General features: G+C 38.2%; 20 protein-coding genes and 1 tRNA gene. 11 read left to right on the top strand and 10 right to left on the bottom strand.

Annotated features, from left to right (window positions below; all coding sequences use genetic code 11):
* The first annotated feature begins 140 nt into the window (after window positions 1–140).
* On the top strand, window positions 141–656 hold the full coding sequence (locus ABDV71_RS06485; protein ID WP_343531628.1) for a GNAT family N-acetyltransferase: 516 nt from the start codon (window positions 141–143) through the stop codon (window positions 654–656).
* Window positions 657–882: 226 nt separating this feature from the next.
* Here ABDV71_RS06485 and ABDV71_RS06480 read toward each other — a convergent pair whose 3' ends face one another.
* On the bottom strand, window positions 883–2,064 hold the full coding sequence (locus ABDV71_RS06480; RefSeq protein ID WP_343531627.1) for an NAD(P)/FAD-dependent oxidoreductase: 1,182 nt from the start codon (window positions 2,062–2,064) through the stop codon (window positions 883–885).
* Window positions 2,065–2,068: 4 nt separating this feature from the next.
* A complete protein-coding gene (locus ABDV71_RS06475) occupies window positions 2,069–2,575 on the bottom strand; it encodes a transposase (protein ID WP_343531626.1) in 507 nt (168 codons plus the stop codon).
* A 104-nt stretch (window positions 2,576–2,679) separates the two neighbouring features.
* On the opposite strand from ABDV71_RS06475, the gene ABDV71_RS06470 reads away from it, so the two are divergent.
* On the top strand, window positions 2,680–3,150 hold the full coding sequence (locus ABDV71_RS06470; RefSeq protein ID WP_343531625.1) for a MarR family transcriptional regulator: 471 nt from the start codon (window positions 2,680–2,682) through the stop codon (window positions 3,148–3,150).
* 351 nt (window positions 3,151–3,501) lie between these two features.
* Here ABDV71_RS06470 and ABDV71_RS06465 read toward each other — a convergent pair whose 3' ends face one another.
* The 6 genes from ABDV71_RS06465 to surE all read right to left on the bottom strand — a co-directional run bounded on the left by ABDV71_RS06465 (window position 3,502) and on the right by surE (window position 7,554).
* A complete protein-coding gene (locus ABDV71_RS06465) occupies window positions 3,502–3,969 on the bottom strand; it encodes a hypothetical protein (RefSeq protein WP_343531624.1) in 468 nt (155 codons plus the stop codon).
* A gap of 166 nt (window positions 3,970–4,135) precedes the next feature.
* Window positions 4,136–4,705, bottom strand: a complete 570-nt coding sequence (locus ABDV71_RS06460; protein ID WP_343531623.1) for a hypothetical protein — start codon at window positions 4,703–4,705, stop codon at window positions 4,136–4,138.
* A gap of 276 nt (window positions 4,706–4,981) precedes the next feature.
* Window positions 4,982–5,055 (bottom strand) — tRNA-Ala (locus ABDV71_RS06455).
* Between the two features lie 199 nt (window positions 5,056–5,254).
* Entirely contained in the window at window positions 5,255–6,358 is a 1,104-nt protein-coding gene (gene lpxB / locus ABDV71_RS06450) for a lipid-A-disaccharide synthase (RefSeq protein ID WP_343531622.1), read from the bottom strand.
* Window positions 6,359–6,449: 91 nt separating this feature from the next.
* Window positions 6,450–6,731 (bottom strand): stationary phase survival protein SurE, encoded by a 282-nt coding sequence (locus ABDV71_RS06445; RefSeq protein ID WP_343531621.1) that lies wholly within the window; start codon window positions 6,729–6,731, stop codon window positions 6,450–6,452.
* 1 nt (window position 6,732) lies between these two features.
* Window positions 6,733–7,554, bottom strand: a complete 822-nt coding sequence (gene surE / locus ABDV71_RS06440) for a 5'/3'-nucleotidase SurE (RefSeq protein WP_343531620.1) — start codon at window positions 7,552–7,554, stop codon at window positions 6,733–6,735.
* Between the two features lie 171 nt (window positions 7,555–7,725).
* On the opposite strand from surE, the gene ABDV71_RS06435 reads away from it, so the two are divergent.
* Window positions 7,726–10,659 carry an insulinase family protein gene (locus tag ABDV71_RS06435; RefSeq protein WP_343531619.1) on the top strand — a complete coding sequence of 978 codons (2,934 nt, stop codon included), beginning with the start codon at window positions 7,726–7,728 and terminating at the stop codon, window positions 10,657–10,659.
* 59 nt (window positions 10,660–10,718) lie between these two features.
* Here the strand turns inward: ABDV71_RS06435 and ABDV71_RS06430 are convergent, their stop codons facing one another.
* Window positions 10,719–10,904, bottom strand: a complete 186-nt coding sequence (locus tag ABDV71_RS06430) for a CsbD family protein (protein ID WP_343531618.1) — start codon at window positions 10,902–10,904, stop codon at window positions 10,719–10,721.
* A gap of 144 nt (window positions 10,905–11,048) precedes the next feature.
* Here ABDV71_RS06430 and ABDV71_RS06425 point away from each other — a divergent pair, with 144 nt between their 5' ends.
* Entirely contained in the window at window positions 11,049–13,454 is a 2,406-nt protein-coding gene (locus tag ABDV71_RS06425) for a hypothetical protein (RefSeq protein WP_343531617.1), read from the top strand.
* Window positions 13,455–13,487: 33 nt separating this feature from the next.
* Here the strand turns inward: ABDV71_RS06425 and acs are convergent, their stop codons facing one another.
* Window positions 13,488–15,380: an acetate--CoA ligase gene (gene acs / locus ABDV71_RS06420; RefSeq protein ID WP_343531616.1), complete on the bottom strand. Its 1,893-nt coding sequence runs from the start codon at window positions 15,378–15,380 to the stop codon at window positions 13,488–13,490.
* Window positions 15,381–15,875: 495 nt separating this feature from the next.
* On the opposite strand from acs, the gene rpmB reads away from it, so the two are divergent.
* The 7 genes from rpmB (at window position 15,876) to bshC (ending at window position 21,227) form a co-directional block, all read left to right on the top strand.
* Window positions 15,876–16,109 carry a 50S ribosomal protein L28 gene (gene rpmB / locus ABDV71_RS06415; RefSeq protein WP_097132999.1) on the top strand — a complete coding sequence of 78 codons (234 nt, stop codon included), beginning with the start codon at window positions 15,876–15,878 and terminating at the stop codon, window positions 16,107–16,109.
* A 36-nt stretch (window positions 16,110–16,145) separates the two neighbouring features.
* On the top strand, window positions 16,146–16,328 hold the full coding sequence (rpmG, locus tag ABDV71_RS06410; protein ID WP_107216618.1) for a 50S ribosomal protein L33: 183 nt from the start codon (window positions 16,146–16,148) through the stop codon (window positions 16,326–16,328).
* Between the two features lie 82 nt (window positions 16,329–16,410).
* Window positions 16,411–16,572 (top strand): DUF4295 domain-containing protein, encoded by a 162-nt coding sequence (locus ABDV71_RS06405; RefSeq protein ID WP_199133388.1) that lies wholly within the window; start codon window positions 16,411–16,413, stop codon window positions 16,570–16,572.
* Between the two features lie 66 nt (window positions 16,573–16,638).
* The gene (gene ftsY, locus ABDV71_RS06400; protein ID WP_343531615.1) at window positions 16,639–17,601 is read left to right on the top strand and encodes a signal recognition particle-docking protein FtsY; all 963 of its coding nucleotides are present in this window, start codon (window positions 16,639–16,641) and stop codon (window positions 17,599–17,601) included.
* A 59-nt stretch (window positions 17,602–17,660) separates the two neighbouring features.
* Complete coding sequence (locus ABDV71_RS06395; protein ID WP_343531614.1) at window positions 17,661–18,044, top strand: GxxExxY protein; 384 nt, start codon at window positions 17,661–17,663, stop codon at window positions 18,042–18,044.
* 82 nt (window positions 18,045–18,126) lie between these two features.
* Window positions 18,127–19,458: a 30S ribosomal protein S12 methylthiotransferase RimO gene (gene rimO / locus ABDV71_RS06390; protein WP_343531612.1), complete on the top strand. Its 1,332-nt coding sequence runs from the start codon at window positions 18,127–18,129 to the stop codon at window positions 19,456–19,458.
* A 182-nt stretch (window positions 19,459–19,640) separates the two neighbouring features.
* On the top strand, window positions 19,641–21,227 hold the full coding sequence (bshC, locus tag ABDV71_RS06385; RefSeq protein WP_343531611.1) for a bacillithiol biosynthesis cysteine-adding enzyme BshC: 1,587 nt from the start codon (window positions 19,641–19,643) through the stop codon (window positions 21,225–21,227).
* Window positions 21,228–21,299: the final 72 nt, after the last annotated feature.

Genomic DNA, 21,299 nt, shown 5'->3' with positions numbered 1-21,299 from the left:
ATTAACTATTGCCAGGATGCAAGCAGGCAACTTTTCTGGCGCTTTCCATGCCCCAGTCCGGCAATTTCGCAACGAGGGTTGTTATCTCTAAATCAAACCTTTACAATTGCAGCATCCCGAGGTCCAAGAATATATGAAACATGAATAACCTACACCATCAGATTGAAAAAGACAAGTACAAAATCCGTCAGCTCAGTGAAAGCGAAGCCCAGATTTATAAATCGATGCGTTTGGAAGCAATAAATGAAGAACCGGCAATGTTCCGATGCAGCGTCCCTGCAGAAGCCGATCTCACAGATGAGCAATGGCAGGAGCGGATAAAGTTTCCCAGGGCCATTTTTTGTCTTTTCGAACATGACAAACCTATAGGGATGACAAGTATCCTGCTCATCAACGAGGAGGAAGCCTACCTGGGGCAATCGTACATCAAAAAGGACTATAGGGGGCTGGGCCTATCCGCGCTTCTTTATAAAATAAGGATGGACTGGGCATATCAGCAGCAGGTAAAGCAATTATCTATAAGCCACCGCGAAAGTAACAGCATTTCCAAAGCGGCCAATCAGCGATATGGCTTCCGCTATACACACCGTGAAACCGTCAATTGGCTCGACGGCAACACCGAAGATGCACTGTACTATACCTTGGAATTGCCATAGGATTGTTTGGTTGGTGGCAACTGACGAACTTCGGACATTTTGTTGAAAAATCTTTCAAAATTGCCCCTATTAATGCAGAACCATCTAACAAATACCAGAAAAAATAAACTACGAAAACTCAAATAACAAAGTAGCAAAAAAACAATTCACCCGTATAGGATATGCAAGACTGGTTATGTTTCATTGTAAGCTTGCCGCCAACATATTTAAGTTTAAATTGAATAAGTCATATTTCTAACTCATCTACATCATATCCATATACCCAATCCATTTTTTTCTTTTCCATGTTGATAAAATATTTCAACAACATATCCCTAAAAAAGTGAGCTATAGGATTTGGCCTCGATTTGGCCTTGCCTATTTTTCTAGCCTGTGCAATAACCTTGGTTACCCGAGCAGACCTTAACTGTTGGAAACGGGAAAAAGCAAACTCGGGATCGGCGTATTTGACCAGACATTTTGCCAAGACTGCGCTGTCTTCCAGCGCCAGCGAAGCCCCCTGCCCAGTATGTGGCGATATTGCATGCGCAGCATCACCAATCAGACACACTTTTGCTGTATACCATTTTTTCAGCGCAGGCATATCATAAATTGGATAGGCAAACAAATCATTACTAGCGGCAATAATCCTATTGATTTTGTGGTGGTCGTTTTGATGGAGTTCCAGCAGTTCCTTTTTTATATTTTGTTGCAACAATTTAAGCTGGGTACCGTTTGGTTCCTGCTCCCAGTCATAATTGTTGAACCACCACACCTTCCCGGTATTTGTAGTAGAATAGCCAAAGAATGCCTGTGCGCCAAAGGTCATTTCCACAGCCTCCGAAGGTTCTTCCCAGCCCGGAATCTCTATAACGGCTCCTGTGGAAAGCATTTTTGTATAGATGGGCTTTGGTGCGTCAGGAAATATCAATCTCCTGCACCTTGAATGGATACCATCGGCTCCTATCAATAAATCATAATCGGCCAATTTACCTTTACTGGTGTGTACATCTATTCCCGTTCCTAAATATTCAATAGACTGCAATTTACAATCGTACTCTATCTGGCATCCTAAACTGGTTAACTTTTCCCGCAGCAGATTGGTAATTGCCGATCTCTTGATCTGGATGCTGCTGCTACCATAAATCTGCTTTTGGTAACCTGCATCAAGTTCGGCAATGCGATGCCCTTTTGCATTATAAAAACGTAATGTTCCCGGAACATACTCTTCATAAAGTCGGGAAATATCAATAAGGTCCGAAAGGATATTCAGTCCATTGGGCGATACACCGAAGAATAAGCCTTCGTTCATTTCCGCCTCGCTACGGGCCTCTATCATCTTAACATCAGCGCCCTGTTCAATCAGTTTTATAGCAAGAGCAGGTCCGGCAATCCCGCTGCCTACAACCAATATTTTTCTGTTGTTCATCATATTAGTTTTGAATGATATGGTTTCTTTTAAGCCTAAAGATGAACACATAGCCTAAATTGACCAGGATATAAAGCCCTACCCGCAGATAATTGAGGTGTTTCCATATAGTGGCCCGCTCTAGTAGGCTGGGGTCAACAACAGGCTTGACATCCATTGCCATAAACTGCATCAATGTGGGAGCAAAATACTGCAAGGTCCATATCCTTAGTGCAACGTGTATAACAAGCAGCCCTATCATGATGTTGCGCCTTTGCCTAATATGCCAGTTAAAAAGAAGAGCGAGCAATAGGAAAACTTCGTGTACGGAATGGACAACGATCCAGAAAAGCTTGAAATCAAGTCCATAAGCAGTTTTGAAAAAGAATAAAGAAGCAGGCGGCCCGGCCGTCCATGCAGGAACCATGATCGAAGTCTCCCACAGTTGTGCACCGTTCATCACAAAATACAGTGCAGTTGCCATATACAGCCATCGATCTGCTCGTAAAGTTTTATCAGTCATCTTATTCATTTTATGGTTTTAGCTTTTTAAGCAAGGTATTCTTAATATCTTTACCGTAAAGTAAATTATTTTTATCATTAAGTATCTTTATCATAAAGATAAATTGTTTTTTTATGAACACCAAAGAAAAGTCTGAAAAAAGTATACTTCTAGCAGATATAAACTTGTTGACAAGGGAATTCTCGACAGGTACAGTACTTATGCATCAAGCAATTGCAGAAAAGGCAGGCCTTACCGGTACAGACCATAAATACATTGACCTGCTTTTACAGCATGGCGCTATGACCGCAGGACAACTGGCCGATCTGAGCGGAATCACTACGGGGGCAGTTACGGCGATGATCGACAGACTGGAAAAAAGCAAGTTAGTTAAACGCGAGCGTAGTGCCGACGACAGAAGGAAGGTAATAGTTGTTCTCGACCGCGAAGAGGCATTCAAACGCATAGGCCCCTCGTTTAAATCCATGCAGGAAGATCTGGAAAATCTATATGACGACTTCACGCCAACAGAACTGATCACCATTCAAAAATATTTGAATGCAGTTGTTACATTTACCAATAAGCAAATCAAGAAGCTGAAATAAACAACAAACTGCTTTCGGCAAATTGTCAAAAATGCGTTTGGAACGATGAGGCCAACTATCAGATCAATTTAGATATAACAGTTAGGCACGCAAACAGGATGATTGATGATCCAATGCTAATTCTGATTTTTTAGGGTATCGATTCCTCACATTATTTTAGCTAAACGGTTTCAGCGCACGAATAAGTCTAGGCAACAGAAAAAATATACTTAGCAAGCTTTCTAACCAACTAAGCAAAGAGGCAACACAATAAATGGACTAGAGCGTAGGAGTTGTGGGTTTATGGCGGAACTTCTTTAAGCGTGTTGGGGAGACAAGCTTATATTTTTGAGGAGTGTATTAATTAATAGATTAGTAACTATCTGCTTTAAAATACAGTTGATTCCCTCTAGCTAGTAGATGTCTAATGAAATTTTTCACTACCTCGTACTCTTTCTTAACGTCTTGTAGGTCACTAAACTCTTTGTCAATGTTTTCTAACTGGTTCAAGAACTGTATAGCCCTTTCAATTCTTTCCTCAACGTGTTCAACCCATTCCTCGTCACTTCCTATATAGTGTTTATTGTGATACCTATATATCAAATCTTCTGGATTAAGCTCCTTGTAGGTATCAAGATAAAAGTCTACGATACGTGCGAACTGAATAGTTGACAACCATACCTCACTAACAGCTCTATCATCAGCTCCCTTTTCAATTAAGGATACTTCTCCTAAGCGAACAGAGACCTTATCCTGCCAGTCAGACATCAAGTCAATGCGTTCAACGCCTTCATAAGTCACATGAACATGTATATCTTGATGCTCAGCTCGTGATACCAAAGTTGTTGAACTCTTGGATTGCTTACATGCTACAAAGTAAAGTACAGCTCCTAAGGCAACCAATATTATTAATACAGTAGCTTCAAGCATAAGATGATTTGTTATAGTTCATCCAAGATTTAATCAATATCGTTTACTTAAGGGGGTGAGACAGATTTTTGGATTGCTATCGAGGCATTATCTCATCAAGCCTACGTCTAGTCAGTACATCCACGTTCAGTAGTTTTATACCTTTGTCCTTTGAAACCAAGTCAAGACCATCTTCAAACGAGGTGATACTGTATTTGCCTTGATAAAAATCAATAGTGTTGAACAGATGCTTCAAAGTATCAACCTCCCTTAGCTTTAAGTAATTAGCTTTCCTCAACATTTTTCTCTTGTTAGCATCAAACACAGGTAGAGTATCCAGACTGTATTCTTTCAAAATCAAGTTAGTGTCCGCTGTTAAGATTAGGCTATCCTTTATTACATCCCATTTAAAAGGCACGTCCTTTGAGTATATACCTGGCACGTGTATAGTATAATTAGAAACAAACTCAACCGTATGTTTGCCCTCGTAACCAATGGGCTGCATGATAATTTTAGCTGTCTGACTTCTTACAAACACTTCACCGCTTTCATTATACATTCTGTCTATAACCCACCAACCTTTTAATTCAACCTGCTTCTTTGCACATCCAAGTAGCATCAGCAAGCAGCAGCTGAAGGATAGTATACTATAAGAGCGTATTCTCATTTGCCAACTTAATTTTAAGTGCTAAGATACAGATAAGAAGCATTAAACTTCATCCAAGATTTAATCAATATCGTTTACTTAAGGCGGTTAGACAGATTTTGCTATTAAGTAACACTTTAAAGTAAACCATAACTTGTGAGTTGTGCCCGTGTGATGCTAAGTTGTACCAACAGTGTACTAACAAGGTGGTTTAAAAGCTGCTCTTCTCTAAGAGAACAAGAAAACCTCAAAACGCAGAAAAGCCTCTAAACACACGTTTAAAGGCTTTTTCCGATGTGGAGAATGCCGGATTCGAACCGGCCACCTCTTGCCTGCCAGGCAAGCGCTCTAGCCAAATGAGCTAATCCCCCAGATACGGTGGCAAAAGTAAATATTTTAAATTATTATGCAAGTATAAAATGAAAAAAGGGAAGACTATCCAGTCCTCCCCAACACAATAACATAGTTAAGCGGAGATCAGACAAGCAAAATCTTATTGACTTAACCTAAATTTTCCCAAATGTATTGCTAGCACCTAAGTATAGCAATACCTAGAAGTAGGTATTTTAACTATCTTAAATAACCGACAATCAACTTTGCCACTTTTTCAGATGCTCCTGCCTCGCCCATCAATTGGTGTAAATGGACATAGCCTTCCAGCATTTGTTCCCTTCCTTTTCCTTCAACAATCTGCGAAAGTTCTGAAGCAACTTTCTGTGGATTGCATTCTTCTTGGATCAGCTCCGTCACAATCTTTCTATCCACGATTAAATTCACTAAGGAAATGAAACGGATTTTAACCAACAACCTTGCAATGGCAATGGAAATAGCTCCCCCTTTATACACCACTACTTGCGGCACATTAAATAAAGCGGTTTCCAAGGTAGCTGTACCCGAGGCTACTATTGCTGCGTGGGCATGATGTAGCAAATGGTAAGTTTGGCTAAACACCAAAGTTACTTTGCTATTGCCTATAAACTGTTGGTAATAGGCGGCACTAAAGGTAGGCGCAGCGGCAATTACAAACTGATAGTTCTTAAATTGATCTACCACGCTAAGCATAACGGGCAACAATCTTTCTATTTCCTGCTTACGGCTACCTGGCAAAAGGGCAACAATAGGTTGGTCGCCTAGTTGGTGTTCTGCTCTAAAATCATCATTAGGTACAAACTGTGAAATTTCATCCAACAAAGGATTGCCCACATAATCTACCTTCATTCCCCATTCTTTATAAAAATCTACTTCGAATGGTAAGATACAGAACATGTAATCTACGATGCGTTTGATTTTGAGCACCCGTTTTTGGTTCCAGGCCCAAACCTTTGGCGAAATATAGTAGCAAACCTTAATACCATGCTGTTTCGCAAACTCCGCGATCTTTAGGTTGAAGCCCGGAAAGTCAATCAATACCAAAACGTCAGGCTGGTAAGCCAACACATCGGCCTTACAAGCTTTCATGTTTTTAAGGATGGTGCGCAAGTTCAATAGCACTTCGGTGAAACCCATAAAGGCCATATCAGCATAATGTTTCACCAAATTGCCTCCTTCTGCCTGCATTTTATCACCACCAAAATATCTAAACTCCGCCTGGGAATCTTCGGCCTTTAATGCTTTCATTAAATTTGCTCCATGCAAATCGCCCGAAGCTTCACCTGCTATTAAGTAGTATTTCATTTTTTAGGGACTAGGTATTAGTGGTTAAGGACTAGGAGTTTGTGACTAGTTAACAATTAACCATATCTAAACAATTCAACGATTAACCTAATTATACTTCCTGCATTATTTTGTAAAAGAAGAACACAAAGGCACATATAAAAGTAGCGCTTACCACCCCTCTTCCGGCATTTTCTTTATTGACTTTAAAGAAAAAGTTCATCCATAGCAAATTTACCGCTACACAACCAATGAGCAATAAATCGGCCTTTTTAAATACAGTAGTATGGTTCATGAGGTACCAAGCTATACCGGCCAAAATTCCCGGACTAAGCAGGCCTATGCCCAGTCCTACCAGTACATGATTTTTAATGGACGAAAAGATTTTAGCCATCTTAACCCAGGTTTACGCCATCAGCGCTGTGCGACTGTTTAGGTTTAACCCCGTTACCATTAAAATCCCAAGTGTTCAAAAACTGAATGGCATGGTGTGCTGTTAAATCAAATTGAACGGGCACCACCGAAGCATAGCCATGATCCAAGGCCCAAACATCGGTATCCTCGCCTTTGTCGTAGTTTTCGAAAACTCCCGTTAACCAGTAGTAAGGTCTGCGGTAAGGATCCTGGCGTTCCTCAAAATCTTCGGCCCATTTGGCATTGGCCTGTCTGCAAATTTTGATGCCTTTAATCGCATCTCCTTTAGGGAAATTTACATTTAGCAATGTACCTTCTGGCAAACCATTAGCCAATACTTGTTCGGTAATTTGCTTAATGTATTTTTTGCAATGTGAGAAATCAGCATCCTGCGCAAAATCGTCTAAAGAAAAACCAATAGAAGGTATTTTTTCGATAGCGCCTTCTACTGCTGCCGACATTGTTCCGGAGTAAATCACATTAATGGAATTGTTCAGTCCATGGTTAATCCCAGAAACACACAAATCAGGCTTTTTCCCTTTAAAAACCTTGTTTACGGCCAGTTTTACACAATCCACAGGGGTACCTGAGCATTTGTACATCTCAATAGGAGGATATAGATCTACCTTATCAAAACGCAAAGGCTTGCCGATGGTAATGGCATGGCCCATTCCCGACTGAGGTCCATCAGGGGCTACTACCGTAACATTCCCTATTTCACTCATGACTTCAATAAGAGCCTTAATACCTGTAGCGGTAATACCATCGTCGTTAACAACCAATATAGAAGGTTTTGCTTTCATGTGTTTATTATGTTGGGGCTTGTCGCATCAAAAATACAGAAAATATACCAATAGCCCTTTACACATCTTCCATCCATAAAATATAACTATTTAGAGTACTCCTGTTTTTTGTGGTGCAACATCTCATTAATATAATTGTCTTTGTATATTTGAATGATAACTTATTTCAATATGAAAAAAATACTACTAGCTGTTTGCCTACTTTTTGCAGGTTCAAACTTAGTGGCCCAAAATGCCACCTATCAGTGGAAAACGGCCACAGCAGGAGGTTACACCTACAAATATGTAACCAATGACCCTTCTAAAACTCGCTTTTACACCTTAAAAAATGGCTTAACGGTTATTCTTTCTCCAAACTACAAGGAGCCTAAGATTGAATACCGCATGAGCGTTAGAGCAGGTAGTAACACCGACCCAAAAAACGCTACGGGTTTGGCCCACTACTTAGAGCACCTTTTGTTTAAAGGAACCGACAAATTTGGTACTGCTAACTGGGCTAAGGAAAAGCCATTGTTAGACAAAATTGACGCACTTTATGAAAAGTACAACAAAACAACAGATCCTGCACAACGTAAAGAAATTTACAAGGAAATCGACAAAGTATCTGGCGAAGCTTCCAACTTCTCTATTGCTAACGAGTATGATAAAATGATGCAGGGAATTGGTGGTAATTCAACCAATGCGCACACTTGGTACGAGGAAACTGTTTACAACGAAGATTTTCCTTCAAACGCCGTAGATAAGTTTTTGGCAATCCAAGCTGAACGTTTCCGCAAACCTATTTTCCGTATTTTCCATACCGAGTTGGAAGCTGTTTACGAAGAGAAAAACAGGGGCTTGGATAACGACAGCTGGAAGATTGACGAGGCCATGATGGACAAATTGTTCCCTACGCATAACTACGGCCAACAAACCACTATCGGTACCATTGAACACCTTAAAAACCCTTCGCTGGTAGAAATTAGAAACTACTACAACAAGTACTATGTACCTAATAACATGGCCCTTATTTTAGCAGGTGACCTAAACCCTGATGAAATGATCAAAAAAGTAGATAAAGCTTTCAGCTACATGGTGCCTAAACCATTATCACTTTACAATCCAGCGCCAGAAAAACCATTGACCAAAATCCAAAAAGTTGATGTTTATGGTCCAAGTGCCGAAGCATTGGAAATCTACTACCGTGGTTATGCCGAGAACAGCAAAGAGAGCTTAATGCTTTCGTTGATCCGTAGTATTTTAACTAACGGAAAAGCAGGCTTGTTCGACATTAACTTGAATAAACAGCAAAAGGTATTAAGAGCCAATGCTACCTATCAGCAAATGAAAGATTACGGCGTGTTCAATTTATCGGCACAGCCTAAGCAAGGCCAAAGCTTGGATGATGTAGCTAAATTATTATTGGAGCAGATCCAATTGCTAAAAGATGGAAAATTTGAGGATGAATTGTTAAAAGCGATTGTTGCCAACAGAAAACTAAGCTTCTTACAGGCTTTTGATAGCAATGGCAACAGAGCCGAAAGCCTTTCAACCGTATTTATCATGAATAGAGGTACAGGTTGGGACAGAGATTTAAACGAAATCAATGATATTTCCAAAATTACCAAAGCACAGGTAGTAGCCTTTGCTAATACCTTTTTTAAAGATAATTACGTAATTGGCTACAAACACAAAGGCGAAGACAAAAACACCATTAAAGTTGAAAAACCTGCCATTACACCTATCAATGCGAATGCTGGTTTAACTTCTCCATTTGTTAAGGATTTATTGGCTAGCCCGTCAAAACCTATTGCCCCTAAATTTTTAGATTACCAAAAAGACATCACTTTTGGAAAATCGGGCATCGCTGAAGTAATGACCATTAAAAACACCGAGAATTCTATTTTTAGAATGACCTATCGCTTTAACCTGGGAAGCAACAACTACAAATTATTGCAATATGCTGCTACTTACTTGCCTTACCTTGGCACAGATAAATACAGCGCAGAAGAATTGAGCAAGGAGTTTTACAACATTGCTTGTTCTTACAGCTTAAACGTAGGTGCCGAAACCACTACCATCAGCGTTACTGGCCTACAAGAGAACTTCGGCAAGGCCGTTGCGTTGGTTGAGCACATTTTTGCCAATGTAAAAGCTAATGATAAAGCTTTGGGAGAACTGAAAAACAGCATTCTTAAATCAAGAGAAAACGCTAAGTTGAACAAAGGAGCCATCATGAATGGTCTTACTTCGTATGCACAATATGGCAAGTTAAATCCTTTCAACAATGTTTTAACCAATGACGAAGTGAAAAACATCAAAGCTGATGATTTGATTTATTTGCTGAAAAATTTGAACAACTATGAGCATGTGGTCACCTATTATGGTCCTAAAGATCTAGCGGCGTTTACTGCTGATATTCAAAAAGCGCATGCGTTGCCAAAAGAATTCACTCCTGCAGCTCCTGCTAAAGTTTATACTTATACCGTTCAAGATTCGAACAAGGTTTATTTTGCCAACTATGACATGGTTCAATCTGAAATTCGTTGGTTAAGAAATACCGGCTTATATAACAAAGCTGATGGTGCAACCATCGAGGTATTCAACAACTATTTTGGTGGCGGTATGGGTTCAGTAGTTTTCCAAACCATTAGAGAATCTAAAGCTTTGGCCTATTCAACTTATGCAAGCTATATTTCTCCTGACAGAGCGGATAAAGAATACAGCATGATTGCCTACGTAGGTAGCCAAGCTGATAAAATGAATGATGCTGTAGCAGGAATGAACGAACTATTGAATGTATTGCCGAAAAGCGAAAAAACATTTGATGGCGCTAAAGCGAACTTGTTGAGCACCTACGAATCGGACAGGATCTTGAAGGATGCGATTTTTGGTCGTTACTTTGCCGACAAAAAATTAGGTTATAGCTACGATTCGAGAATTGATAGATACAAAGAGATCAAACCGATCACTTTTGAAACCATCAATGCATTTCATCAACAAAAAATAGCGAACAAGCCTTATAGCTATTTAATTGTTGCTTCCGACAAAAGAGTTAAACAAGAGGACATGGCTAAATTTGGCAGTGTTAAAACTTTAACCCTAGAAGAGATTTTCGGTTACTAATCAAAATATCTCATAAAAAAAGCCCCAAAATTTGGGGCTTTTTTTATGAGATATGATTACTATAAGGACTTGATCCATTTCACTAATTCGTCTCTGCCTTTTCCTGTTTTCTGTTGTAATTTACCTAACATTTCGTCGTCTTTTCCTTCTTCGTATTTCAAATCATCGTCAGTTAAGTCTCCATATGCTTGCTTAATTTTCCCTTTAAGTTCGTTCCATTTCCCTTTTAATTCCAACTTGTCCATAATTTAAAATTTTAAGTTAAATACTCATTCAATTAAAGAAATAACAAGTAAACGTCAACTATGTTTGATAAAACTAGGTCTTCCTATGGTTAATTAATTTGGAGGGACTCATTACAATTTCAATTGCATTGCCTAAATTTATAAATGCGCATTTTTCTCATTCTTAACATATTGCTATTCTTTTCGACCAATAGTTATAGTCAAAAAGATATATCCCAAAAATTAGCACTTAACAGAATGGCAAATCCAACTACGGCTCTTTTCGTTCATTTTGACAAGAATATCTATTCCAATAATGAAACTGCCTATTTTACCGCATATTTATTAAAAACCGGAAAGTTTAACCGAAAGGCTCATAAAATTTTAGCCGTTGCACTCATTAGAGATATGGATACCTCGTTAGTAAAGCTAGACAAGTTTTTAATAGAAAATGGGCTTGCTTTTGGAAACATGACGCTGCCCGATTCTATCGTAACGGGCAATTACCATTTTTTGGCATATACCGACAAGCTTATTAACGGAAAGCCTGAACTCACTTTTAAACAACACATCACTATCAAAACCAATATCGATCTCCCTTTTAAAGGGAGCATCGCTTTTCTTGAAAAACCAAACAACACCGCTAAAGACCATAAATTATTAATCTCAGTTACTTCAAATGACAATAAGTTTTTACCCAAACCTACTACCATAAGCTACAGGTACGGCAAGGAGCAAAAAACAGTAAAAACTGATGCTTCAGGTCAATTACTACTTTCTATTCCTAAACAAGAAAGCAGTATTGACCCTAATATTTATGTTAAATTGAAGTATTTAAAAGACAGCAGCTTTTTAAGCTTGAATTTACCACCCAATAAAACAAAGGCAATAGTGAAATTCTTTCCTATGGGTGGCCACCTTGTTAACAACCTTGCTTCCAACATAGGCTGGGAAGTAACCAATCCACAAAAAAAACCGATTGCCATAAAAGCCTTCCTGTATAAAAACGACGAGGTTATTGACACTATTGAAACCAGCAGCTATGGCATTGGAAAGTTCCAATTATCTCCTGAGGAAAATGCAGTTTATACCGTGAAACTAGCACATGAGGATATTATCGATAGCATCTATAGTTTACCCAAGGCGCTTAAAAAGGGCTTGGTGCTAAATATCGCTAATGTACTACCTAAAGATACTTTGCAATTGTTCTTAAGAAATACCGGCAATCATAAAGTATTCATCCGAGTACATAATTTCAACCAATGCTTTGTTGACTATCCATTAGATATGGAAGGTCCAATAAGACGTGTAAAAATCCCATTAAACGATATTCCAAAAGGAATACAAACGGTTACCATCACCGACAGTTTAGACAGACCATTAGCCGAACAAATTTTCTTTGCACATTACGACAACAAAGAGACCATCAAAGTTGAAACCGATAACCCTGTCTATCTTCAACGAGAAAAAGTAACCCTGAAGCTAACCCCTAACCAGTTAAAATCTAATGCGGTGGTATCAGTAGCCGTAGTGCAAGAGAATAGGGTTTCATTAAAAAACAGCAACGACATTGAAACTTATTCCTATATCAAAAATGAACTTGCAAATGCACCCGCTAGCACTACCGGTAGTGGCTATAAAGACAAAAATTACCTCGAACAAATTTTATTAGTAAAAGGGTGGAGAAGATATACTTGGCAGCAAATGTTAGAGATCAACACTATCGACACTATAAAAAGAGCGGATAGCCTGTTAATTGTGGGAGAGATCAAAAAGGGCACTAAGCAAATTACCAAACCAATAACCTTGGCCATTTTTGGTGATAGCCAAGTCAGAACGTTTGATACTTCACCCCAAGGTGATTTCAATCTACACCATCCGGAGTTTATTTCCGAATATGGCAAAAAAATGTATCTGTTCGTTAATGCCTCAAATAAAGATAGTTTTAATCTCAACATTAAGGATTCGTTTGAAAAAACCAGTAGAGAGCTAGCCAAAACCGAAATGTCTTATGAAGATGTCCTTCCATTAGTGCTAACCAACAATGCCGATATGACGCTTAAAAGTAATGAAAAAGCAATCAGGCTAAAGGAAGTAACCATTACCAGTAGAAAAGATAATGACTTTAACTATTCAAAAGGTAGCTTCGGAGCCAATGAATGTGGAGATTATGTCTGCAAATACAATATCTTAAATTGTAAAAATCACGTAAATGATATAGAAAACACCCAGCCCATACCAGGCAGAATTTACGGTGGCTCCACGAGATTTCCATACAAAGGCTGTATAACTTATGACAAGAAGGACAAATCTTATATGCAGTTTTCAGGTATCAGTTATTACAAAGAATTCTATTTAGATGACTATAAAGATCCTTTAGAGCCTGCATTTTTTTCTACTATTTATTGGAATTACGGTACTATTTTAAAAAACGACAAGGAAACGGAACTAAGCTTTTACACCAGTGATATTACTGGCATGTTCAAGATTATTGTACAAGGAATAACGGATGGCGATGTAGTTTACTCGGAAAAGAAATTTGAGGTAAAAAATAAAGGACAGGCTAATTAAACCTGTCCTTCCTTTCGTATAATTAGTAATTTCTTACTTTTTAGAAGCTGCTATAATTTCATCAACCACCGCTGGATCTAACAAGGTCGAAGTATCTCCCAAATTTGAAGTTTCACCTTCAGCAATCTTTCTCAAAATCCTACGCATAATTTTACCAGATCTGGTTTTAGGCAAGCCAGATACAAATAAGATCTTATCTGGTTTGGCAATTGCACCGATTACCCTTGTAACTGTTTGCAGAATATCCTTTTTGGTCAATTCGGCATCTTGATGGTGGTTTGGATAAATGATAAATGCATAAATCCCCTGTCCTTTCACATCGTGAGGATAACCCACTACAGCACTTTCAACTACGCCTGCGTGCATGTTAATTGCATTTTCCACTTCGGCAGTGCCAATTCTGTGACCAGATACGTTCAACACATCATCAACTCTACCTGTAATTCTATAGTAGCCATCCTCATCTCTCAAACAGCCATCACCAGTAAAATACAAACCTGGATAAGTAGAGAAATAAGTTTGGCGACAACGCTCATGATCACCATAGGTGGTACGTAACATACCCGGCCATGGGAACTTAATACATAGGTTACCACTTACATCGTTTCCTTCTATTTCGGTACCATTTTCGTCAACCAATATAGGTTGTATACCCGGCAAAGGTAAGGTTGCGTAGCTAGGTTTGGTTTTGGTAACATTGGCAATTGGCGAAATCATAATCCCTCCAGTTTCGGTTTGCCACCAAGTATCCACAATTGGGGCTTTACCATGGCCAATTTTTTCATCAAACCAATGCCAAGCCTCTTCATTAATAGGCTCACCTACCGACCCTAACACTCTCAAGGTACTTAAATCTTTTCCTTTTAACGGCTCATCTCCAAAGCTCATCAATGATCTGATTGCAGTTGGCGCGGTGTAAAGAATATTTACTTTGTGCTTCTCCACAATATCCCAGAAACGAGAAGGAGTTGGATAGGTTGGTACGCCTTCAAAAATCAGTGAAGTGGCTCCCTGCGAAAGCGGCCCATAAACAATATACGAGTGCCCAGTAATCCAACCAATATCTGCCGTACAGAAATAAACTTCATCAGGTTGGTAATTGAATACATTACTAAAGGTATAACCCGCATAAACCATATAACCACCGCAGGTATGTACCACACCCTTAGGTTTACCTGTAGAACCTGAAGTATATAAAATGAATAGCAAATCTTCCGCATCCATTTCCTCAGCTTCGCAAACGGCATTTACGTGCTTCACCTCATCTTCCCACCATACGTCTCTACCTTTCAACATACTTACAGGCGTTCTAACGTGGGTAAGTACAATTACTTTTTCTACCGTAGGACAGCCAATTAAGGCATCGTCGATTACATCTTTTAATGGAATAGGTTTCGCTCCACGATAAACACCATCTGCCGTAATTACCAATTTACATTTCGCATCATTAATTCTATCTGCAATTGATTTGGCCGAAAAACCACCAAATACTACAGAATGTACAGCTCCAATACGGGCACAAGCCAATACCGCAATAGCCAATTCAGGTACCATTGGCATGTATATACAAATACGATCGCCTTTTTGCGCACCATTTCTTTTCAACACATTCGCAAAACGACAAACGGCTTCGTGCAACATCTTATAAGTTAAGGTTACACTATCTTGTTCAGGATCATTAGGCTCCCATATAATTGCAGGCTTATCTGCATTATGTTCCAAATGCCTGTCTAAACAATTTTCAGTGATATTAAGTTTGGCGCCTTCGAACCATTTGATATTTGGTTCTTCAAAATTCCATGAAAGAACTTTGTACCAAGGTTTTCGCCATTGGAAATTTTGTGCTACTTCTCCCCAAAACTGCTCCGGGTTTTCAACACTTTTTTTGTAGCTTTCTTCATACTGCTCCAAAGATTTGATCTGCATAGTATATTTATAATAGGTTGTGGATTGTTTGGATGCTAAAATAAGTAATTATATACTATAAAAACATCAAAATCGTCTCAATTTTACAAACAGCATATTAACAAATTACGGGATTTATTAAAATTTTCCCAATTGCTAATGGAGCAAAATAAAAAGCCTTTGCTAAGGAAAATGGCAAAGGCTAAAGTTAGAGCTAGTAACTTAGTTTTATTTCTTTGATAAGTGCTTCTGGCCAAACCAACCACAAATCTACTTTAGCTAACCACAGTTTGAAATACCCAGACCTGAGTATTTTTCAAATAAAATAGGCTTTTAGGAAAATTTTCAATTCCTTCTTGATGTGCATTAACCTTTAGCAGTTTAGCATTTGCTTAGCACACAGAAAATATCTTTAAAATATTTTCACAGCATACTTGATGGTTAGAAAAATTATTCTGATATTTGCAGGCTCTTAAAAAGAATTAAGCGACGAATAACAAATAACAAAATAAAGTCATGTCAAGAGTTTGTGATTTAACAGGAAAAACCGCGATGAAAGGACATAACGTTTCTCACTCAAACGTTAAAACTAAGCGCAAGTTTTATCCTAACCTACAACTTCAGAAATTTTATATCCCTGAAGAAGATCGTTGGATAACACTAAAAGTATCTACTTCAGCTATTAAAACCATCAATAAAATTGGTGTTTCTGAGGCGATTAATCGTTTCATGAAAAAAGGATATTTGTAATAACATTTACCGATTTCGGTATAAATAGATAAAGAAATGGCAAAAAAAGGTAACAGAGTTCAAGTTATTTTAGAGTGCACAGAGCATAAAACAAGTGGTATGCCTGGTATGTCTAGATATATCTCTACTAAAAACCGTAAAAACACTACTGAGCGTTTAGAGTTGAAAAAATACAACCCGGTTTTAAAGAAAGTAACCGTACACAAGGAGATTAAATAATTTTGAAGGAGTAAATGATTGAATTACAGAATCAAATTCAGTCATTCGTAATTCACTCACTCAATCATTAAATTTTAAAAACATGGCAAAGAAAGTAGTTGCAACCCTTAAAACAGGTACAGGTAAAGAATATTCAAAAGTGATCACAATGGTTAAGTCTCCAAAAACTGGTGCTTATTCATTCAAAGAAGCAATTGTTCACAATGATCACGTTAAAGATGCTATTGCTGGTAACAGCAAATAACAATATTTTAAGAATAGCTTAAGAGCCGTTCCGTACCAACGGAATGGCTTTTTTATTTTATCAATTATGGGTTTATTCGATTTTTTCAAAAAGAAAGAGACCGCACCTGAAGCTCAGGAAGCGTTAGATAAAGGACTGGAAAAAACTAAGGAAGGTTTTTTTAGTAAGCTTACCAAGGCCGTTGCCGGAAAGTCTACCGTTGACGATGACGTGCTAGACAACCTAGAGGAAGTTTTGGTAACTTCTGACGTTGGTGTTAGTACTACGCTAAAAATCATCGATAGAATTCAAGCTCGCGTTGCTAAAGATAAGTACCTATCTACCGCTGAACTAAACGGTTTGCTGAGAGATGAAATTCAATTATTATTAGCCGAAAATAACAGTAACGACTTTAGGAATTTTGAATATGGCGACCACAAGCCTTATGTAATTATGGTGGTTGGTGTAAATGGTGTAGGCAAAACCACTACCATTGGCAAACTTGCTCATAAGCTGAAAAAAGAAAACCTAAATGTAGTACTTGGTGCTGCCGATACTTTCCGTGCTGCCGCAGTTGACCAAATTAAACTTTGGGGCGAACGTGTAGGTGTACGTGTAGTGGCACAAGCCATGGGCTCTGACCCTGCTTCGGTTGCTTTTGACACATTACAATCGGCAGTTGCCAATAAAGAAGATGTAGTTATTATTGATACCGCAGGTCGTTTACATAACAAGGTAGGCTTGATGAACGAGTTGGGCAAAATCAAAAATGTGATGCAAAAAGTTATTCCAAATGCGCCACATGAGATTTTACTGGTACTGGATGGATCTACTGGACAAAATGCCTTTGAACAGTGCAAACAATTTACCGAAGCTACTGATGTAAATGCTTTGGCCATTACCAAACTTGACGGCACTGCCAAAGGCGGTGTAGTTATTGGCATTTCAGATCAGTTTAAGATTCCGGTTAAATATATTGGCGTAGGTGAAAAGATGGACGATTTACAGTTGTTCGACAAGAAAGAATTTGTGAACTCGTTGTTTAAATAAATATAAAGATGCACTAAAGTGGTTGATTACACAGATTTTAGGATTACAAAGATGTAATAATGGAAACTGAAGATTTAACAACCTATGACGAGCTTACTCGAAAAATAATAGGTTGCTGTTTTGAAGTTCATAATACACTTGGCCCTGGATTTCTTGAAAAAATCTACGTTAATGCACTAAAAATAAAATTACAACAAAAAGGAATACTATTTGAGACAGAGAAAGAGTTCATAGTCAAATTTGAAAATATCATTATTGGTAAATTCAGGTGTGATTTATTAGTAGAAAACAAAGTAATTGTCGAACTAAAATCTGTAACAGGCTATCAACCTAAGTTATTTCAAAACCAACTAATCTCCTACCTAAGAGCCAGCAAAATTAAAACTGGATTATTGATTAACTTTGGAAATACTAGCTGCGAAATCAAACGCCTATCAGTATAACTAAAAAGTAAAACCGGTGTAATCACATCATCTGTGTTATCATACCGAAGGAAGAAAATCAGCGAAATCACTTCAAAGAAAAATGATTACAAAAAACAAAACAACTACAAAAACGGCTCAACCAAAAATCAACGTGATTACCTTAGGTTGTTCTAAAAATACTTACGATAGCGAAGTGTTAATGGGACAATTGAAAGGCAACAATTTGAATGTTGAGCATGAAGCGAGCAAATTAGGAAAAGATGATATTGTAGTTATTAATACCTGTGGTTTCATTGATAATGCCAAGCAGGAATCTATCGATACCATTTTACAATATAGCCAACTTAAAGATGAAGGCAAAGTAGGCAAAGTAATTGTTACTGGTTGCCTTTCTGAACGCTACAAACCAGATTTAGAAGCCGAAATTACTAATGTTGATGCCTATTTTGGCACCAATGACCTTCAGAATATATTACATACTTTAGGTGCTAATTATAAACATGAATTGATTGGTGAACGTCTACTAACAACTCCGTCACATTTTGCCTATTTCAAAATTGCGGAAGGTTGTAATCGTCCTTGCTCTTTTTGCGCTATTCCATTAATGCGTGGCAAACACGTTTCTAGGGATATGAGTGAACTGGTAAACGAAGCAAAAATACTTGCGGCTAACGGCACCAAAGAATTGATCCTTATTGCGCAAGACCTCACCTACTATGGTTTAGATCTTTATGGCAAGAGAAACTTAGATGAACTTTTACGTCGATTATCAGATGTAAATGGCATTGAGTGGATCAGGCTACAATATGCTTATCCTTCCGGTTTTCCAATGGAAATTTTGGATGCCATGAACGAACGTGAGAATATTTGCAAGTACTTGGATATGCCACTACAGCATATTACCGATAATATGCTTAAATCGATGCGCCGCGGAATCACGAAGCAAAAAACCATCGACATTGTGAACGAAATCAGAGCTAAAGTGCCGAACATCGCTATGCGAACCACCTTAATTTGTGGTTACCCAGGTGAAACTGAACGTGATTTCGAAGAAATGTATCAGTGGGTTGAAGAAACTCGTTTCGACCGTTTAGGCTGTTTCACCTATTCGCATGAGGAAAAAACCCATGCTTATGATTTGGTAGACGATGTTCCTGAGGAAGTTAAACAAGAACGAGTAGATGCTATTATGGAATTACAACAGGGGATTTCATATGAAATTAACCAAGAAAAAGTAGGCAACACCTACAAAGTTTTGGTAGATAGGAAAGAAGGCGATTTCTTTATTGGCCGAACTGAATTTGACTCTCCAGAAGTGGATAACGAAGTGTTGATTGATGCCAATTCAGGATATGCTGCTATTGGCAGCTTTGTAAATGTAAAAGTAGATAGAGCTGAAGATTTCGACTTATACGGGCAGATTGTAAAATAGTACTCAGGTTCTTGGTCATTTCGACTGAAGAGTAACGAAATGAAGAGATCTAAAAAGCTATATAAAATTTATTAGCAGACCTCGTAGGTTTTAAAAACCTACGAGGTCTTTATATTTATTAATCCCGTGTAAAATAATCCCATCAGCTACACTTGTTTCAAAATTTAATTTAATTTCGAAATGTGAAGGCTAAATATATTTCTTATCAAGATACACACTCCTTTTCAAACCTAGTTTTAGACTATGTTAATGATGTGGAGTTCCTAAAATCTTTCTATAGCTACAGACCAGACATTGATGGACTGAAAAAGGCCATTGCCAACCATCAGTTTACTGGAGATAGAAAAGTTTTAGTTGAAGTACTACAACAACAGTATCAACATATTAAGGTTAATAAAGCAGTTAGCCACAATATCCAGCTCTTATTAAATCAAGATACTTATACGGTAACTACTGGTCATCAGCTTAACCTTTTCACTGGTCCGCTTTATTTCATTTATAAAATTGTGACCACCATCAATCTGGCGCTAGAACTTAAAATTGCCTACCCAGAGAAAAACTTTGTACCCATTTATTGGATGGCTACCGAAGACCATGATTTCGAAGAAATTAACCATGTAAGTGTAGACGAGAAAAATATTAGCTGGATACAACAAACTAATGGAGCTACCGGAAGATTAAGTACCAAAACCGTGGCCGCCGCTGTGCAAGCCTACAAAGGTTATTTGGGTATTAGTAAAAATGGGAAAAAACTGGCCAAACTGGTGGAGCGAGCTTATCTGGAAAATGATAGCTTGGCAGATGCAACCAGGGTGTTGGTCAATAGCCTGTTTGAGCAATATGGGTTGGTGATCATAAATGCAGATGATGCGCAACTGAAAGCACAATTCGCAAATATCATTCAACGGGACATCACCCAGCAAAACAGTGCCAGGCTGACCGAGGAAACTAGTCGATTGCTGGAAGAACAAGGCTATAAAACCCAAGTTAATGGCCGAGACATCAACTTCTTTTACCTAAAGGATAACCTTAGGGAACGTATTATTAAAGAAGATGAAACCTATATTGTTAACCACACCGATATTAAGTTTACAGAAGAAGAACTTATTGAAGAGGTTAGCCAACATCCAGAAAGGTTTAGTCCAAATGTAATTATGAGGCCGCTCTACCAAGAGGTCATACTGCCCAACATTGCCTATATTGGTGGTGGTGCCGAAGTTTCCTATTGGATGCAATTAAAGGCTAATTTCGATTTTTACAAGGTTAATTTCCCTGTGCTTTTATTAAGGAACTCAGCCTTGGTAATAGATCAAAGAAGTTTTGATAATCTCAATAAGCTTGGTTTTAAGTTTGAAGACCTTTTCTTGTCTACCCAGGTACTGCAGGAAAAATGGATCAAGACTAATAGCAATGCCAACATGAGCCTAAGCGATGAAAAGGCTAATATCATAGCGGTATTTGACAAAATTAAGCTAAACGCATTCAAAATTGACAAGACTTTAGAAGTATCCGCAGATGCTGTACTTACTAAAACAGAAAAGCTTCTAGATAAGCTAGAAAAGAAATTTTTCAAGGCCGAAAAAAGAAATCACGAAGTGTCCATCACACAGATAGACAACCTTAAAAAACGATTGTTTCCCAATGGCACCTTGCAAGAAAGAGTACTCAACCTTGCTCCCATGTATGTAAATTACGGAGACGATTTTATTGCAACCTTAATTGAAAATTTTGACCCATTAGGTGGAGATTTCACGTTGATCCTTCCATAGAAATGAGTGAATTTTGAATGACTGAATGAGTCAATTTATCACGATAACTAGTTCCTAACTCCTAATATCTGT

The organism is Pedobacter sp. (assembly GCF_039594775.1).
Taxonomy (GTDB): domain Bacteria; phylum Bacteroidota; class Bacteroidia; order Sphingobacteriales; family Sphingobacteriaceae; genus Pedobacter.
The sequence above is the reverse complement of the archived record's forward strand: the minus strand, read 5'-3'. Positions and strand labels throughout refer to the sequence as shown.

Bases quoted from the DNA above. Each gene is read 5' to 3' on its own strand.
- ABDV71_RS06485 (WP_343531628.1), top strand. From the start codon at position 141: ATGAATAACCTACACCATCAGATTGAAAAAGACAAGTACAAAATCCGT.
- ABDV71_RS06480 (WP_343531627.1), bottom strand. From the start codon at position 2,064: ATGAACAACAGAAAAATATTGGTTGTAGGCAGCGGGATTGCCGGACCT.
- ABDV71_RS06475 (WP_343531626.1), bottom strand. From the start codon at position 2,575: ATGAATAAGATGACTGATAAAACTTTACGAGCAGATCGATGGCTGTAT.
- ABDV71_RS06470 (WP_343531625.1), top strand. From the start codon at position 2,680: ATGAACACCAAAGAAAAGTCTGAAAAAAGTATACTTCTAGCAGATATA.
- ABDV71_RS06460 (WP_343531623.1), bottom strand. From the start codon at position 4,705: ATGAGAATACGCTCTTATAGTATACTATCCTTCAGCTGCTGCTTGCTG.
- lpxB (WP_343531622.1), bottom strand. From the start codon at position 6,358: ATGAAATACTACTTAATAGCAGGTGAAGCTTCGGGCGATTTGCATGGA.
- ABDV71_RS06445 (WP_343531621.1), bottom strand. From the start codon at position 6,731: ATGGCTAAAATCTTTTCGTCCATTAAAAATCATGTACTGGTAGGACTG.
- surE (WP_343531620.1), bottom strand. From the start codon at position 7,554: ATGAAAGCAAAACCTTCTATATTGGTTGTTAACGACGATGGTATTACC.
- ABDV71_RS06435 (WP_343531619.1), top strand. From the start codon at position 7,726: ATGAAAAAAATACTACTAGCTGTTTGCCTACTTTTTGCAGGTTCAAAC.
- ABDV71_RS06430 (WP_343531618.1), bottom strand. From the start codon at position 10,904: ATGGACAAGTTGGAATTAAAAGGGAAATGGAACGAACTTAAAGGGAAA.
- ABDV71_RS06425 (WP_343531617.1), top strand. From the start codon at position 11,049: ATGCGCATTTTTCTCATTCTTAACATATTGCTATTCTTTTCGACCAAT.
- acs (WP_343531616.1), bottom strand. From the start codon at position 15,380: ATGCAGATCAAATCTTTGGAGCAGTATGAAGAAAGCTACAAAAAAAGT.
- rpmB (WP_097132999.1), top strand. From the start codon at position 15,876: ATGTCAAGAGTTTGTGATTTAACAGGAAAAACCGCGATGAAAGGACAT.
- rpmG (WP_107216618.1), top strand. From the start codon at position 16,146: ATGGCAAAAAAAGGTAACAGAGTTCAAGTTATTTTAGAGTGCACAGAG.
- ABDV71_RS06405 (WP_199133388.1), top strand. From the start codon at position 16,411: ATGGCAAAGAAAGTAGTTGCAACCCTTAAAACAGGTACAGGTAAAGAA.
- ftsY (WP_343531615.1), top strand. From the start codon at position 16,639: ATGGGTTTATTCGATTTTTTCAAAAAGAAAGAGACCGCACCTGAAGCT.
- ABDV71_RS06395 (WP_343531614.1), top strand. From the start codon at position 17,661: ATGGAAACTGAAGATTTAACAACCTATGACGAGCTTACTCGAAAAATA.
- rimO (WP_343531612.1), top strand. From the start codon at position 18,127: ATGATTACAAAAAACAAAACAACTACAAAAACGGCTCAACCAAAAATC.